The organism is Terasakiella brassicae (assembly GCF_014641495.1).
GTDB lineage: Bacteria > Pseudomonadota > Alphaproteobacteria > Rhodospirillales > Terasakiellaceae > Terasakiella > Terasakiella brassicae.
On record NZ_BMHV01000001.1, the window covers coordinates 183,871 to 199,807 of the forward strand.

17 protein-coding genes and 1 pseudogene are annotated in these 15,937 nt (G+C 49.1%); 13 read left to right on the forward strand and 5 right to left on the reverse strand.

The window, feature by feature from the left end:
- Window positions 1-8 precede the first annotated feature (8 nt).
- Genes nuoL through IEW74_RS00905 form a run of 9 tightly spaced genes read left to right on the forward strand, consistent with a single transcriptional unit; the run spans window position 9 to window position 9,485 of the window.
- On the forward strand, window positions 9-1,964 hold the full coding sequence (gene nuoL / locus IEW74_RS00865) for an NADH-quinone oxidoreductase subunit L (RefSeq protein ID WP_188660074.1): 1,956 nt from the start codon (window positions 9-11) through the stop codon (window positions 1,962-1,964).
- A 7-nt stretch (window positions 1,965-1,971) separates the two neighbouring features.
- The gene (locus IEW74_RS00870; RefSeq protein ID WP_188660076.1) at window positions 1,972-3,486 is read left to right on the forward strand and encodes an NADH-quinone oxidoreductase subunit M; all 1,515 of its coding nucleotides are present in this window, start codon (window positions 1,972-1,974) and stop codon (window positions 3,484-3,486) included.
- 12 nt (window positions 3,487-3,498) lie between these two features.
- Window positions 3,499-4,989 carry an NADH-quinone oxidoreductase subunit NuoN gene (gene nuoN / locus IEW74_RS00875; RefSeq protein ID WP_188660079.1) on the forward strand — a complete coding sequence of 497 codons (1,491 nt, stop codon included), beginning with the start codon at window positions 3,499-3,501 and terminating at the stop codon, window positions 4,987-4,989.
- Window positions 4,989-5,759 carry a biotin--[acetyl-CoA-carboxylase] ligase gene (locus tag IEW74_RS00880; protein ID WP_188660082.1) on the forward strand — a complete coding sequence of 257 codons (771 nt, stop codon included), beginning with the start codon at window positions 4,989-4,991 and terminating at the stop codon, window positions 5,757-5,759. The genes nuoN and IEW74_RS00880 overlap by 1 nt, the downstream gene beginning before the upstream one ends.
- 23 nt (window positions 5,760-5,782) lie before the next feature.
- On the forward strand, window positions 5,783-6,559 hold the full coding sequence (locus tag IEW74_RS00885; protein WP_188660085.1) for a type III pantothenate kinase: 777 nt from the start codon (window positions 5,783-5,785) through the stop codon (window positions 6,557-6,559).
- On the forward strand, window positions 6,556-8,223 hold the full coding sequence (locus IEW74_RS00890) for a ribonuclease J (protein WP_188660088.1): 1,668 nt from the start codon (window positions 6,556-6,558) through the stop codon (window positions 8,221-8,223). The genes IEW74_RS00885 and IEW74_RS00890 overlap by 4 nt, the downstream gene beginning before the upstream one ends.
- A 20-nt stretch (window positions 8,224-8,243) precedes the next feature.
- Window positions 8,244-8,648, forward strand: coding sequence for a methylmalonyl-CoA epimerase (mce, locus tag IEW74_RS00895; protein ID WP_188660091.1), 405 nt, complete (start codon window positions 8,244-8,246; stop codon window positions 8,646-8,648).
- 49 nt (window positions 8,649-8,697) lie between these two features.
- Window positions 8,698-8,931 (forward strand): hypothetical protein, encoded by a 234-nt coding sequence (locus tag IEW74_RS00900; RefSeq protein WP_188660094.1) that lies wholly within the window; start codon window positions 8,698-8,700, stop codon window positions 8,929-8,931.
- Window positions 8,928-9,485 carry a DNA-3-methyladenine glycosylase I gene (locus IEW74_RS00905; protein ID WP_188660097.1) on the forward strand — a complete coding sequence of 186 codons (558 nt, stop codon included), beginning with the start codon at window positions 8,928-8,930 and terminating at the stop codon, window positions 9,483-9,485. The genes IEW74_RS00900 and IEW74_RS00905 overlap by 4 nt, the downstream gene beginning before the upstream one ends.
- Here the strand turns inward: IEW74_RS00905 and IEW74_RS00910 are convergent, their stop codons facing one another.
- Window positions 9,486-9,725, reverse strand: a complete 240-nt coding sequence (locus tag IEW74_RS00910; RefSeq protein ID WP_188660100.1) for a histidine kinase — start codon at window positions 9,723-9,725, stop codon at window positions 9,486-9,488.
- Between the two features lie 96 nt (window positions 9,726-9,821).
- Here IEW74_RS00910 and IEW74_RS00915 point away from each other — a divergent pair, with 96 nt between their 5' ends.
- The 4 genes from IEW74_RS00915 (at window position 9,822) to IEW74_RS00930 (ending at window position 13,575) form a co-directional block, all read left to right on the forward strand.
- Window positions 9,822-10,226, forward strand: a complete 405-nt coding sequence (locus tag IEW74_RS00915; RefSeq protein ID WP_188660103.1) for a hypothetical protein — start codon at window positions 9,822-9,824, stop codon at window positions 10,224-10,226.
- A gap of 73 nt (window positions 10,227-10,299) precedes the next feature.
- Window positions 10,300-11,613 carry a proline--tRNA ligase gene (gene proS / locus IEW74_RS00920; RefSeq protein ID WP_188660106.1) on the forward strand — a complete coding sequence of 438 codons (1,314 nt, stop codon included), beginning with the start codon at window positions 10,300-10,302 and terminating at the stop codon, window positions 11,611-11,613.
- A gap of 44 nt (window positions 11,614-11,657) precedes the next feature.
- Window positions 11,658-12,902 (forward strand): lipoprotein-releasing ABC transporter permease subunit, encoded by a 1,245-nt coding sequence (locus IEW74_RS00925; RefSeq protein WP_188660108.1) that lies wholly within the window; start codon window positions 11,658-11,660, stop codon window positions 12,900-12,902.
- Window positions 12,895-13,575 (forward strand): ABC transporter ATP-binding protein, encoded by a 681-nt coding sequence (locus IEW74_RS00930; protein ID WP_188660111.1) that lies wholly within the window; start codon window positions 12,895-12,897, stop codon window positions 13,573-13,575. Before IEW74_RS00925 ends, IEW74_RS00930 begins: the two co-directional genes overlap by 8 nt.
- A 73-nt stretch (window positions 13,576-13,648) precedes the next feature.
- On the opposite strand, the gene IEW74_RS00935 is transcribed toward IEW74_RS00930, so the two are convergent.
- The 4 genes and pseudogenes from IEW74_RS00935 to IEW74_RS00950 all read right to left on the reverse strand — a co-directional run bounded on the left by IEW74_RS00935 (window position 13,649) and on the right by IEW74_RS00950 (window position 15,876).
- The gene (locus IEW74_RS00935; protein ID WP_188660114.1) at window positions 13,649-14,050 is read right to left on the reverse strand and encodes a CBS domain-containing protein; all 402 of its coding nucleotides are present in this window, start codon (window positions 14,048-14,050) and stop codon (window positions 13,649-13,651) included.
- Window positions 14,047-14,397, reverse strand: a complete 351-nt coding sequence (locus tag IEW74_RS00940; protein WP_188660116.1) for a P-II family nitrogen regulator — start codon at window positions 14,395-14,397, stop codon at window positions 14,047-14,049. Before IEW74_RS00940 ends, IEW74_RS00935 begins: the two co-directional genes overlap by 4 nt.
- Window positions 14,394-15,196 (reverse strand): annotated as a pseudogene (locus tag IEW74_RS00945) (DUF1538 domain-containing protein). The gene IEW74_RS00940 and the pseudogene IEW74_RS00945 overlap by 4 nt, the downstream one beginning before the upstream one ends.
- Window positions 15,196-15,876, reverse strand: a complete 681-nt coding sequence (locus IEW74_RS00950) for a DUF1538 domain-containing protein (RefSeq protein WP_229734191.1) — start codon at window positions 15,874-15,876, stop codon at window positions 15,196-15,198. The pseudogene IEW74_RS00945 and the gene IEW74_RS00950 overlap by 1 nt, the downstream one beginning before the upstream one ends.
- Window positions 15,877-15,937 lie beyond the last annotated feature (61 nt).

The following is a 15,937-nucleotide window of genomic DNA, read 5'->3' on the forward strand; positions in this document are numbered from 1 at the left end:
GCTAGGGTATGTATACTGCAGCTATTTTCCTGCCTCTCGTCGGCTTCTTGATCGCAGGCACGCTTGCGCTCTTTACGCCGGAAGACGAGAAAAAGCGAAAAGCAAATGACCGTTTGGCGCAGATCGTGACCTGTTCAGGTATGTTGATCTCTGCCGCACTGTCTATTGCGATCTTCTTCGACGTTGGCCTTCACGGTAACGCGAAGACGGTTCATCTTTTCACATGGATTCAATCCGGTACATTCGACGTTTCATGGGCTCTGCGTTTCGATACGCTGACAGCTGTTATGATGATCGTTGTCACCGGTGTCTCCTCTATGGTGCATGTTTATTCTTGCGGCTATATGTCGCATGACCCGAACATCCCGCGTTTCATGGGGTATCTGTCCCTCTTTACCTTCTGCATGCTGATGCTGATCACAGCCGACAACCTGCTGCAACTGTTCTTCGGTTGGGAAGGTGTAGGTCTGGCCTCTTACCTGTTGATTGGTTTCTGGTATCACAAACCGTCTGCAAACGCGGCGGCGATGAAAGCTTTCCTCGTCAACCGTGTGGGTGACTTTGGTTTCTCTTTGGGTATTTTTGCAACCTTCCTGTTGTTCGGTTCTGCCGATTTCGACACAATCTTTACAGCTGTTCCTGAACATGCCGATACGGTTATCACCTTGTTTGGTACCGAATGGCACGCCATGACAATCATCTGTCTGCTGTTGTTCGTCGGTGCTATGGGTAAATCAGCCCAGCTAGGCCTGCATACATGGCTGCCCGATGCGATGGAAGGTCCGACACCTGTGTCTGCCTTGATCCACGCGGCAACAATGGTTACGGCCGGTGTCTTCATGGTCGCGCGTCTGTCGCCGATGTTTGAATATTCAGACACAGCGCTGAACGTGGTAACCATCGTTGGGGCTTCAACCGCGTTCTTCGCTGCGACAATCGGTTGCGTACAGAACGACATCAAACGCGTGATTGCCTATTCCACCTGTTCGCAGTTGGGTTACATGTTCTTCGCCTGTGGTGTTTCTGCTTACTCTGCTGGTGTGTTCCACTTGATGACGCACGGCTTCTTCAAGGCGCTGTTGTTCCTGGGTGCAGGTTCTGTCATTCACGCCATGTCCGACGAACAGGATATGCGTAAAATGGGCGGTATCTGGAAAATGATCCCGGTGACTTACGCATTGATGTGGATCGGTAACCTTGCTTTGGCTGGTATTCCGCCCTTTGCCGGTTACTTCTCCAAAGATATCGTGCTCGAAGCGGCTTATGCCTCTCACACTTCCGTTGGCGTTTTCGCTTACTGGATGGGGATTGGCGCGGCCTTTATGACGGCTTTCTATTCCTGGCGTCTGCTCTTTATGACCTTCCACGGCAAATCCCGTGCAGACGAGGTCGTCTTGGCCCACGTTCATGAAAGCCCGAAAATTATGATCCTGCCGTTGATCCCGCTGGCAGCCGGTGCCTTGTTTGCCGGTTGGTTGGGGTACGAAAACTTTGTTGGTCACAATGCGACCGAGTTTTGGAACAACGCCATCTTGATCTTGCCGTCTCACCCGGGTCTTGAAAATGCGCACCATGTGGCTGCGTGGGTTAAATACCTGCCGCTGGTTGTCGGTGTGATCGGTATCAGTCTGGCTTATGTCCTGTATCTGGCTGCACCGGGTCTTCCGGGAAAACTGGCCAGTACGTTCTCCGGCCTGTACAGGTTCCTGCTCAACAAATGGTACTGGGATGAATTGTACGACTTCCTGTTTGTCCGTCCGGCCTTTTATCTGGGTCGCGGCTTCTGGAAGGGCGGTGATGAAGAACTTATCGACGGTGTCGGTCCCAACGGCTTTGCCCGTGCGACAAAGGCGATTGCCGGTAAGGCATCCCGACTGCAAACCGGCTACCTCTACCACTATGCATTTGTCATGCTGGCAGGTGTCGCTATCCTGATCACCTGGTATCTGTTTACGAAGGGCTGAAAGTAAGATGAGCAATATTCCTCTTCTCAGTGTTATCACCTTTCTGCCTCTCGTAGGTGTCGCGCTGATCCTGTTACTGGTTCGCGGCGATGTAAAAGATGATAGCAAAAGCGCAAAACAAATTGCGCTTCTGACCACAGTCGCAACGTTCCTGATCTCTTTGGGGATCTGGACAGGTTTCGACAATTCAACGGCGGATTTCCAGTTCGTTGAAAAAGCCGAATGGCTGCCGGGTGTCGGTGTGAACTATCACATGGGTATCGATGGTATTTCCATGCTGTTTGTGCTGCTTTCCACTTTGCTGACACCGATTTGTATCCTGTCAGCTTGGGAAGCTGTTACCAAACGCGCCAAAGAATATATGATCTCCTTCCTCATTCTTGAGACGATGATGATCGGTATGTTCTGTGCCTTGGATATGATGCTGTTCTACATCTTCTTCGAAGGTGTCCTGATCCCGATGTTTATCATCATCGGTGTTTGGGGCGGTCAGAACCGTATCTATGCGGCATTTAAACTGTTCCTCTACACCTTGTTGGGATCCGTTTTGATGCTGGTTGCCATGATGGCGATGTATTGGGAAGCCGGCTCTTTCGACATCCCGACATTGATGGCTTATAACTTCCCGGCACAAATGCAAACATGGATCTGGCTGGCTTTCTTCGCATCTTTCGCGGTGAAAGTCCCAATGTGGCCGGTTCATACATGGTTGCCGGATGCACACGTACAAGCCCCAACAGCCGGTTCCGTTATTCTGGCTGGTGTGCTGTTGAAAATGGGTGGTTACGGCTTCCTGCGTTTCTCCATCCCGATGATGCCGTTGGCCAGTGCAGACTTCACACCGTTGATTTACACTTTGTCTATCATTGCCGTGATCTATACCTCGCTGGTTGCCCTGGTGCAGGAAGATATGAAAAAGCTAATCGCTTATTCCTCTATCGCCCACATGGGTTTTGTCACCATCGGTTCTTTCACAGGCACGGTACAGGGTGTTGAAGGCGGTATCTTTACCATGCTGTCACACGGTATCGTTTCTGCCGCGCTCTTCTTGATCGTCGGCGTCATCTACGACCGTATTCACACCCGTGAAATTTCTGCTTATGGCGGTCTGGTTGATCGCATGCCGAAATATGCATTGATTTTCATGCTGTTTATGATGGCCTCTGTCGGCCTGCCGGGCACATCCGGTTTCGTCGGCGAGGTTCTGGTTCTGGTCGGTGTTTTCCAAGTTGATCAATGGGTTGCCGCCTTGGCTGCAACCGGTGCTATCCTTGGTGCGGCTTACTCGCTGTACCTCTATCGCCGCATCGTTTTCGGGACACTGACCAAAGAAAGCCTCAAGGCTATTTTGGATATGAACCGCCGCGAAGTTCTGGTTTTCGCACCGTTAATCATCCTGACGATTTATGCGGGGGTTTACCCGCAGCCGTTTCTGGATGTGATGCATGCATCTGTCGAAAACCTCGTCAACAACTACCACGCTGCTTTGGACGCTGCAGGCGTTCAAGTGGCCACCCAATAGGAGTAGGCATCCATGAGTGAGCTTCCAAATCTCACCCCGGCCTTGCCGGAAATCTTCATGGCAGCCGTTGCTATGGCCCTCTTGATGGTGGGCGTCTTTATGAAGGCCGAAGCCAAAACGGTTACCCGTACGGTTTCTTACCTTGCAACAGGCGCCATGATACTGGCGTTGTTGTTGGTGACGACTTTCAGCACGCAAGCAGGGACAACGTTTAACGGTCTGTTTATAACCGGGACTTTCAGCGCCTTTGCCAAGGTGCTGATCCTTGGTGCCAGTGCCCTGACATTGTTGATGTCACGCGATTTCTTTGATCGCGTGAACGTCAGCCGCTTTGAATATCCGATCCTCGCAATTCTCGCGACTTTGGGTATGATGATGATGGTTTCTGCCAACGACCTGATTGCCCTTTATATGGGGCTGGAACTGCAATCCCTGTCTCTGTATGTAATGGCTTCCATTATGCGCAATGACCTGCGTTCCACAGAGTCGGGCTTGAAATACTTCGTCCTTGGCGCTTTGGCTTCCGGTATGTTGCTTTACGGGTCCAGCCTTGTTTATGGCTTTGCCGGTACAACAAACTTTGAAGTTATGGCGGACATCTTTGCAAATCAACATGGCGTACATGGCCCCAGCACGGGCTTGATCTTCGGTATCGTCTTTGTCATGGTCGGTCTGGCATTTAAAGTTTCCGCCGTACCGTTCCATATGTGGACACCGGACGTTTACGAAGGTGCCCCGACACCGGTTACGGCCTTTTTTGCGGCTGCACCAAAAGTTGCTGCCCTTTCGCTGTTTATCTCTGTGATGGTTGGTGCGTTTGGCGAACTGGCTGGGCAATGGCAACAAATCATTATTTTTGTTTCCGTTGCTTCTATGGCGTTGGGCGCATTTGCCGCTGTTGCACAAACAAATATCAAACGTCTGATGGCTTATTCATCCATCGGTAACGTGGGTTATATGTTGATCGGTCTGGCGGTCGCCGGTTCGGTTGCCAGTGGTGCAGAAACACAGCAAAGCGGTATTGAAAGCATGCTGGTCTATCTGACCATTTATGTGATTATGACGTTGGGCACATTCGGCTGCATTTTGGCTATGAAACGCAATGGTCAAAACGTTGAAAACATCAGCGATTTGGCTGGTTTGTCCAAATCCAATCCTTTGATGGCCGCTGCTTTGGCGATCTTTATGTTCTCAATGGCTGGTATTCCGCCGCTTGCCGGTTTCTTCGGTAAGCTCTATGTCTTCCTAGCTGCCTTGGAAGCAGGGTTGGTTACGCTGGCCGTTTTGGGTGTCTTGACTTCCGTTGTCGGTTGTTTCTACTATATCCGTCTCATTAAAATCATGTATTTCGATGATACGGAAGAAGCATTGGACCGCAAGGTTGGTACGGAGATCAATATGGTTGTTGCTGCGGCTGCAATCGTAATTCTGGCCTTCTTCATCTATCCGTCCCTGATTACAGACGGTGCGGCGGCTGCCGCAGCTAGCCTGTTTGCCGGATAATGAAGACGTCGAACTTTTTCGAACTCAAAAAGCCGTCAGCGTTTACGCTGGCGGCTTTTGAGTCTCTGGACAGCACCAATGATGAACTACGCCGCCGCGCTATAAATGGGGCTGATGCCTATAGTGTTGTTTGCGCATTGGAACAAACCAAGGGCAGGGGACGGCGTGGTCGCACATGGGTTTCGCAATCGGGAAATCTGTTTTGTTCGATCTTGATGAAACCGCGCGTCCCCATTGCAGAAGCATCCAAATCAAGTTTTGTCAGTGCATTGGCTATTCACGATGCCATCCAGGAAGCTGTTCAAGGTTTTGATTGTGATGTTGCCTGTAAATGGCCCAATGATGTGTTGATCGACGGCTATAAAGTCTCCGGTATTTTACTGGAAACACAGGCACAACCTAAATCGATTGAACCGGATTGGCTTATTATTGGAATCGGAATAAATCTCGCGCATTCTCCCGCTGATACACCTTATCCAAGCGGATATATCAACGCATACCGCGATCAGGTGATCAAAGCCCCTGAAATGCTTGAAATCCTGCTTCGACATTTCCAGGTCTGGTGGGAACGCTGGGAAACATTGGGGTTTCAGGCTATTCGCAATGCATGGCTGGATCGTGCAAAAGGGGTTGGCGAAGAAATAATCGTCAATTTAAGCACTGAGTGTATTAGCGGAATCTTTGAAAGCCTTGACCACGATGGGGCGCTTGTCTTACGAACCACAGAAGGACAACGCCATATCACAGCTGGCGATGTCTTTTTTAAATGAGAAAATAATAAAGGTTTCAGTCCATGTTACTGGCAATCGATTCAGGAAACACCAATACGGTCTTTGCCGTTTTTGATAAAGAGGGCAAAGTGCTCGGGGAATGGCGCAGTTCCACCAACCCGAACCGTACCGCCGATGAATATGCCGTTTGGCTGTCTCAGCTTATGAGCTTTGAAGACATCAAACCTGTCGATATTACAAATGCAATCATTGCAACGGTTGTCCCGGCTATGTTGTTTAATTTAAAAACACTTTGCCGAAAATACTTCAAAGTCGACCCGTTAATCGTTGGTGACGAAAACGTCGATCTGGGCATCAAAGTCTTTTTGGACCGTCCCGAAGAAGTCGGGGCAGACCGTCTCGTCAACGCGATTGCCGCCCATGAAATGTTTAGCGGCCCGATGATTGTGATCGACTTTGGAACGGCAACCACCTTTGATGTTGTCGATAAAGATGGTAATTATTGTGGAGGCGCAATTGCCCCCGGGATTAACCTTTCGCTGGAAGCCTTGCACATGGCAGCCGCAAAATTACCGCGTGTCGCCATTGGAAAACCGGACAAAGCAATCGGGAAAGGCACGACAACAGCGATGCAATCAGGTATCTTCTGGGGATATATCGGCATGATCGAAGGATTGACCCAGCGTATGAAAGAAGAATTCGGCTCAGACATGACCGTTATTGCAACAGGTGGTCTGGCAGCCCTGTTTGCAGAATCTACTGATGTTATTCAACATAACGACACCGACCTGACCCTGCGTGGTTTGCTTGCCATTTACAAAAGAAATCAAAACGTATGAAGAATAAAGAAGAGCTTATCTTCGTTCCGCTAGGCGGGGCAGGGGAAATCGGTATGAACCTCAACCTCTATGGCTATGGAAAGCCGGAACAGGAAGACTGGATCATCGTCGATTTCGGCATTACATTCGGTGACGATATGGCACCGGGGGTTGATGTTATCCTCCCCGATCCAACCTTTATTGAACAGCGCCGCGACCGCCTGAAAGGGATGGTCATCACCCACGCGCATGAAGATCATGTCGGCGCACTTGCCTATATATGGGACCGCGTTCAGTGTCCGGTCTATTGCACACCGTTCACCGCCCATATTGCCCGTGAAAAACTAAAAGAAGCCGGGTTCGGTCATCTTGATATCGTCAAGGAAATTCCCTTGGGCGGTCGTTTCCAACTCGGCCCCTTTGATGTGGAATTCATCACCTTTACCCATTCTATTCTGGAACCCAACGCCCTTGCTATACGCACACCAAAAGGCACCATCGTTCACACCGGGGACTGGAAACTGGATGACGGCCCTGTTGTCGGGCGTACAACAGATACAGACGCGCTTGACCGCTTGGGCAAAGAAGGCGTTCTGGCAATGATTTGCGATTCAACGAATGTCTTCAGCGAAGGCAAGACCGGATCGGAAGAAGACCTTGAACCCAGCCTGATAGAACTGATCAGCCGTTACGAAGGTAAAGTCTGCGTCACCTGTTTTGCCTCCAACCTTGCACGTCTGCACACCATTGCCGTTGCCGCCAAGGAATGCGGGCGTCAAATCGTTGTGTCCGGTCGCTCCTTTGGGCGCATGATGGATGCCGCACATGCCAACGGATATATGCTCGATACCCCCGATTTTTTACCGGAAGACGAAGCCCATCATATACCTGATAATGAATTACTGATTATCTGTACCGGATCCCAAGGCGAACCACGCGCAGCCCTTGCCCGTATTGCCAGTGGTCAACATAAAAACATCTCGCTTGGGGATGGCGATGTGGTGATTTTTTCCTCCCGCACCATTCCGGGCAACGAAAAATCCATCTATCGCATCCAAAACGAATTGGCCCGCAAAGGTATTGAAATCGTCACCTCGCATGATCATTTCGTTCATGTATCCGGTCACCCGGCACGTGATGAACTGCGCGAACTTTTCCGCCGTGTCCGTCCGCAATATGCTGTCCCGGTTCATGGTGAATTCCGTCACCTGCAAGCCCATGCGGCGTTGGCAGAGGAATGCGGTGTGCAAAAAGCCTTCGTCATTGAAAATGGCCATGTGGTTAAACTTGAAAAAGAAATGCCCTGCATTATTGATGAAGTTGAAACCGGACGTTTGGCATGGGAGGGTCGCCGCGCTGTCCCGATGAAATCCGAAGTCGTCCAAAGCCGCAAACGCGCCTTATTCAATGGTTCTGCCGTTGTCTCGATTGCCGTAAACAAAGACGGACATATCCTGAGCGAGCCCATTGTCACCACTGAAGGCTTACTTGATCCCGATGGGGATGATGATCTATGGGATGCCTTGTTCGATATTATCTATAATACTGTTGAAAGTATGCCCAAGCGTGACCGCACAGACGACGTGGTTTTGGAAGAAGCCTTGCGCCTGAACGTGCGCCGCTGGTTTAGAAACATTTTCGCAAAACGTGCTATCACCCATATTCACCTTATGAGAATAAAATAAATAGAAGGAGTTCAAGAAACATGATTGGTCGTCTTAATCACATTGCAATCGCCGTTCCTGATTTGGAAGCTGCTGCCAAAACCTATTCCCAGACATTGGGGGCAAAGGTCAACCCGCCGCAGGACGAACCCGACCACGGTGTCACTGTTGTTTTTGTGGAACTTCCCAACACAAAGGTCGAATTGCTGTACCCGTTGGGTGAAAATTCCCCGATCCAAGGTTTTTTGGATAAAAACCCGGCTGGTGGCATCCATCATATCTGTTATGAAGTCGACGATATCATCGCTGCACGCGACAAGCTGAAAGCAGCAGGCGCACGCGTTCTGGGCAATGGGGAGCCGAAAATCGGTGCCCACGGCAACCCGGTTCTGTTCCTCCACCCCAAAGATTTCAACGGGGCTTTGGTTGAACTGGAACAAGCCTAAGACAAAGGTGCCCCTGTGAGAGCAGGGGCTTTTCCTTAAGGGGAATGCAATGACTTTCGGTCAAACAGAAGCCATCCTGCTGGTTGCCTACCTCGTCTTATGGTGGCTGTTCTATTTCGGCGTCAAAATGCGTGCCGATCAGAAATATCTGCAAAGCGATCTTGCTGAAGATATGCGCCCGTGTCAGGGCTGTATCATCACCCAATCAGCCATGATGGCTGCTGCCACACTCGCCATTATTTATGGGGCGATTTTAATGGACTGGATCGGGATTAAACAATGAACTGGTATTGTGACGTTGCACCGGGACACGAATTTCACGGCCCCTACCATGAAAACGAATACGGTTTTCCTATTGATGATGACAACAAGCTGTTTGAACGGCTCTGCCTTGAAATCATGCAAGCCGGATTATCATGGCTCACAATCCTGAAGAAAAAAGATAATTTCATCAAAGCGTTTGATGGTTTCAATCTGGATATCGTTGCGGCTTACGGAGATGACGATATTACCCGTTTACTTGATGATGCGGGGATTATCCGCAACAAATTAAAAATCAATGCCATTATTGAAAATGCGCGCCGTATTCAAACATTACAGGCAGAATACGGCAGTTTCGCCAACTGGATTGCCAAACAGCACCCAAAGCCAAAGTCCGATTGGGTCAAACTGTTTAAAAAGACCTTTAAGTTTACCGGTGGCGAAATCACTGGCGAATTTCTAATGAGTATCGGCTACCTGCCGGGCACCCATCGCACAGATTGCCCGGTCTATGACGAGATTGCAAAAATCAACCCACCCTGGATGCAGGTTGATCCGATGGTTTATGAGGCATAATCACCCCTGATTTTTCCCATAAATGCGCTGCATCACTGCAGAAGAGGCCTCGGCATGGGCGATAATTTGTTCCATTAGGCCCAAAATATACATGTTGTTTGCCATAACTTCCTGAATTTCGGGGTTATGATCATCTTGCATGTCATTGCAGCGTTTTAAAATATCACCACGGATCATGCGAAAAACCGCTTCCAAGGTATGACCGTTGGGATTGTCTTTCGATACGAGTAATTTTGTCATCTTTTCCTCCCTAAAAAATCAGGAATGACTATATACTGTAGAACATTACTTTTTTCTTACTTGGGGTTTTATGCCCTTCATTGAAAGGAAAGTTTCATGCGCCTGTTTTTCTTTACTCTTCTCTTGATCTCCGGTCCGGTGATGGCACAGGATGTGGAAAGTGCGCTCAGCATTACGCAAAAAGAATGTATGAAACTCATTCGCATGAATACCGTCAATGGGGCAGATTATGTGCCCGGGGTCGATGCGCATGGCAACAAGGTTGTCGGGGCTGATGTCCATGAAGACAGCAAACTGGACCTGCCCGAAGAAATTACCTTTGATCTCGGAATCGATCTGGCCGAAAAATATAATTTTGGCCCCGGGTTTCAGGGGAAAGCCAAATTGGGGGAGGTCAAAATAAAGGGCCGGGATGTCTATTGGAACGGCAAAAAACTCTATAAAGACGAAAATCAAGCTGTTCTGGATGCCTGTTTGGCGCAATATGGACAAAAAGAATAACGATTTCGTTGCGTTTGTGCGGTGCATTAACTAAAGTCAGTCCAACATAAATTAACCTGTTTTGAGGACGACTATGCGCCTTTCGCAATATTTTCTGCCTACACTAAAAGAAAACCCTTCCGAAGCCCAAATCGTTTCGCACCGTTTGATGTTGCGCGCCGGTATGATCCGCCAGTCTTCTGCCGGTATTTATTCATGGCTGCCGATGGGACTGCGCGTCTTGCGCAAAATCGAACAGATCGTTCGTGAAGAACAGGATCGGGCCGGTTGTCAGGAAGTTCTGATGCCGACCATTCAACCGGCTGAGCTTTGGCAACGCAGTGGCCGTTATGACGATTACGGCAAAGAAATGCTCCGCATCAAGGATCGCCATGACCGCGATATGTTGTATGGGCCGACAAACGAAGAACAAATCACCGATATCGTAAAGATGGAATGTCAAAGTTACAAAGACATGCCCAAAATGCTTTATCATATTCAGTGGAAGTTCCGCGACGAGGTTCGCCCGCGCTTTGGGATTATGCGCGGTCGCGAGTTTTTGATGAAAGATTCATATTCTTTCGACATGGATTATGAATCCTCCAAACGCGCCTATAATAAAATGTTTGTCGCTTACCTGCGTACGTTTGACCGCCTTGGGATCAAGGCTATTCCCATGCGTGCAGATACAGGCCCGATCGGTGGTGACTTGTCCCACGAATTCCTTGTTTTGGCTGAAACAGGTGAGTCCGGCGTTTTCGTTCATAAAGATGTTCTGGAATTTGATATTCCGGGCGAAGATATCGATTACAATGGTGATTTGCAGCCGATTGTCGATAAATGGACGTCCCTGTACGCCGCAACCGATGAAAAACACGAAGAAAGCGCCGAAGCTGAACTTGGCGACAAACTGTTGGCCGCGCGTGGGATCGAAGTCGGTCATATTTTCCACTTCGGGACTAAATATTCCAAACCGATGGGCGCCACCGTTACCGATAAAGACGGCAATGAGATTGACTTGCAAATGGGGTCTTACGGCATTGGGGTTTCCCGCCTGATCGGGGCGATTATCGAAGCCAGCCACGATGACGGCGGTATTATCTGGCCCGAAAGTGTTGCCCCCTTTAGCGTTGGTCTGATCAACCTGAAATCCGGTGATGCCGATTGCGATAAAACATGTGCAAAACTGTATTCTGATTTGAATGCCGCTGGTGTGGAAACTTTGCTGGATGATACAAACGAACGGGCCGGTGCCAAGTTCAACAATATGGATTTGATCGGTTTGCCGTGGCAGGTTGTCATCGGTCCACGTGGTTTGAAAAACGGTGTTGCGGAAGTTAAAAACCGCAAATCCGGCGAAAAAGAAGAAATCGCAATTGATCAACTGGTTGCGAAATTTTCTGCCTAAGCACATATCACGACAGCCGATAAAATACACACAGGGAAAACCGTATGTTCAAAGCATTTGAATGGATGATGGCGGCGCGCTATCTCAGGGCGCGACGACGCGAAGGTTTCGTTTCCGTCATCGCATGGTTTTCCCTGTTGGGTATTGCCTTGGGGGTTGCAACCCTGATTATCGTCATGTCCGTTATGAATGGATTTCGCGAAGAATTACTGAGCCGTATCCTCGGCATCAACGGTCATATCAATGTCTATGGACAGACGCGTGACTTAACGGATTACACGTCACTTAGTGAGCGACTTTCTCAAATCGATGGTGTCGTCAGCGTAACGCCAACTATCGAAGGGCAGGTCATGGCAACCGGGCAGGGCGCATCCAGCGGTGCAATGGTTCGCGGATTAACCGGTGACGATTTCAAGAAACGCAAACTCCTGTTTGATAGCCTCAAGGCCGGGTCGATGGACCTTTTCAATCAGGATCAAGGCGTTATTGTCGGGGCGAGATTAGCCCAAAAATTAGGATTATGGGTCGGTGACAAAATCACCCTGATTTCCCCTAAAGGCAATATAACCGCCTTTGGAACCGTGCCGCGCATGCGCAGTTTTACAATTGCCGCAACGTTCGATGTCGGCATGTATGAATATGACAGCAGCTTTATCTTTATGCCCTTAAACGCTGCGCAAAATTATTTCCGCATGAAAGGTGTTAATTACCTTGAGGTCATGGCCCCCAATGCCGACAGTACGGATCAGGTCACCTATAATATCATGACAGAACTGGGTCGTTTCGGTGTCAATCCAATTGATTGGAAGCGTACAAATTCCAGCTTCTTCAATGCGTTGCAGGTTGAACGCAACGTCATGTTCATGATCTTGACCCTGATTATTATTGTTGCGGCCTTCAATATTATTTCCGGTCTGATTATGCTGGTTAAAGATAAAGGCAAGGATATCGCCATCCTGCGTACAATGGGGGCAAGTCGGGGCAGCATTATGCGTATTTTCCTGATTGCCGGGGCAAGTGTTGGTGTCTTTGGCACAATCCTTGGTTTTATTTTGGGCCTCGCCTTTGCCGAAAACATCGAAACCATCCGGCGTTGGATTGAAACCCTAAGCGGTAATGACCTGTTTGCGGCTGAAATCTATTTCCTGTCCAAACTACCCGCAATTGTTGATTATGGCGAAGTCAGTCTGGTTGTCGCAATGGGATTGGGCCTGTCTTTCCTGGCAACTCTTTACCCATCGTGGCGGGCCGCCCGTCTCGACCCGGTGGAGGCATTGCGTTATGAATAAGGCTGTTCTCGAACTTCAACGCCTCAATCGTAGCTTTTTACAAGGCCATGATCGGCTGGATATCCTGAAAGAAGCCAGCCTTACGATCCATCCCGGTGAAATTGTGGCTTTGGTTGGTCCAAGCGGGGCCGGGAAATCCACCTTGCTGCAAACCGCAGGCTTGCTGGAACGCCCGGACAGTGGCGAAATTTTGATTGATGGTGTGGAAACTACAAAACTGAGCGATCGTGAAAAAACCCGACTTCGCCGCAATCATTTGGGGTTTGTCTATCAATACCATCACCTGCTGCCCGAATTTTCGGCTCAGGAAAATATTGTTATTCCGCAAATGATCAATGGCAAAACGAAGCAAGAAGCGCAAATCCGCGCACAAGAACTGCTGGAAGCGGTTTCCTTGGCCAAAAGAGGGCAACACCGCCCTGCTGAACTATCGGGTGGGGAACAACAACGTATTGCGATTGCGCGTGCCCTTGCCAACAAGCCGAAGCTTTTATTAGCAGATGAACCGACGGGAAACCTTGACCCGGCAACATCTGATCATGTGTTTAACCTGTTGCTGGATGAAGTACGCAAAGAAGGCCTCGCCGCGCTGATTGCAACACATAACCCGACCTTGGCGCAACGCATGGACCGGATTGTAAAACTGGAAAACGGTAATCTCATCACACAATAAGATCAGATAAACAAAAGGCGGCTTTCAAAGAAAAACCGCCTTTTTCTATTCAGGTCCATCAGTGATAAGTTTATCAATCTTCCTTATAACCCAGTACCATATCGCGTAACGTGATAATCCCGATCGGATTGCGTTCGTGATCAACAACAACTGCACGTGACACCGCATATCGCACCAACAGGCGCACCGCGTATTTGATATTCATTTCCGATGCAACGGTCAAAACCGGCTTGGTCATAATCTCATAGACACTGGTGCGCATCGCAGGGCGATCCGTTGCCACAACTTCACGGGCAATATCGCGAATGGTCAACATGCCGAACTCATCACTTTCGTCATGGCGTTCCACAATCAGGGAGCTAACCCCTTCATCCCTGATGATATCAATGGCTTCGGCAATGGTTGCAACGCGCCCGATTGTTTTGACATTCGGGGTCATAATATCGCTTACGCTGACATAACTTTTCTCAGTCATACTTCACCTGCAATTTCTTCCATGATTTTAGGCAATTGGGTCTTCAATCCGACTGCATCTTCAAGATCAATCTGAAAAGCCAGTCCTGTTCCCGGTTCCTCATCAAATTTACCGGCAGTACAAATGGCTTCCAGAATTTTACGCGCTTGTGTCCCGGCAACTAAAAACAGGATAACGTCACGCTGGGCGGTTAACTCCAATCCCATAAATCCTTTTTCCGGTGTCAGGCCTTCGCCGCGCACAGAACTGATGGTTGTGGCACCTGTCGCACCCGCTTCACGGGCCGCATCAATCACGGTGTTTGTGATCTCATCGGCCACCATCGCAACAATAAGTTTTAAATTCATGCTTCACTCCCTGATGAAGACGCGACCTTTTTGGTCTTCGCACGCTTTGCCACTTTTTCGGCAATCAATGCATAGGCCAAAACGGACATAATTGGAAAAACACTCGCAAACGCAATTAAACCAAAACCGTCCAGCAACGGACTTCGCCCCGGTACAGTCGAAGCCAACCCAAGACCAAGGGCGGCAACCACGGGGACCGTCACAGTCGAGGTTGTTACCCCCCGCTGTCATAGGCCAGAGGAATAATTGTTTTGGCAGCAAAAAATGTCTGGAGAATGACGATTATATATCCAACCATAATATAGATGGGCAGGGGAGTCCCCGAAACGATACGATAGGCCCCCAGCGAAACCCCAATCGCAACCCCGATTGCCACAGCGGCACGTAACCCCCATGCGCTGATACTGCCCCCTGAAATTTCCTCCGCCTTAATCGCAACGGCAATTAACGACGGTTCCGCAACGGTTGTCGAAAAACCAATGGCGGCGGCAAAAATATAAACCCAGTAATAATCATGCCATTGCAAGGTTTCAGGCTGGCCTTTTGCCCCCAGAAAATCGGGATCTGATAATTGGGTTGCCATTGTTTCGCCCAGTGGGAACAACGCTTGTTCCAATCCGACAAGGAACAAGGTCAAACCAAGCAGTACATAGACAAAACCAATAATGATTTTTTTAAAATTCGGGACTTTTTTACGAATGACCAGAAACTGAAAGCCCAGCAAAATAGCAAGGATCGGCAACACATCCCGCCCGGTCGAGATAGCAGCATGAGCAATATTTATAATCCAATCCAGCATCACATAATCATCCCGAACAAAAGGACAAAGATCATGGGCGTGAGGCTGGCGAAAGCAATCAAGCCAAACCCATCAATCATGGGATTGCGCCCCTTAATGGTGGAAGCCAGCCCAACACCAAGTGCTGTTACCAAGGGCACCGTCACGGTCGAGGTTGTCACCCCGCCGCTATCATAAGCAATGCCGACAATTTCCGGTGGGGCAAAATTTGTAATCACAATAACAAGAATATAACCGCCAATAATGAAATACTGAATGGGCCAGCCTTTTAAGATACGATAGACACCAAGAATAATGGCGCATCCCACAGATAGGGCCACAACCATGCGTAGCTCAAAAGCATACGTGGCCTGCGCTTCTGTTGTTAAAGGTATCTGCCCCCCTTTAGCGGCAATCTCGGCGGCTTCTGCCGCGACAGCGATCAAGGCCGGTTCAGCCACAGTTGTCCCAAACCCCAAACAGAAAGCAAAAGCCAGCAGCGCGATTAAGCTGCCCTTACGTGCAAACGCATTGGCCATTGATTCACCAAGGGGGAACAACCCCATCTCAAGTCCCTGAATAAAAAGGGCCAGACCCAAAACAACAAATAACAGACCCGGAATAACTTTATCCAGATTTGGAAAGGGTTGCTGTAGAACGATAATTTGGAAAAAGGCAATAACCAGAATAATGGGTGCCAAATCGCGCAAAGCCCCCACAAATAAACCTAAAAATCTTTTTAATCCGGGATTCATAAATCTA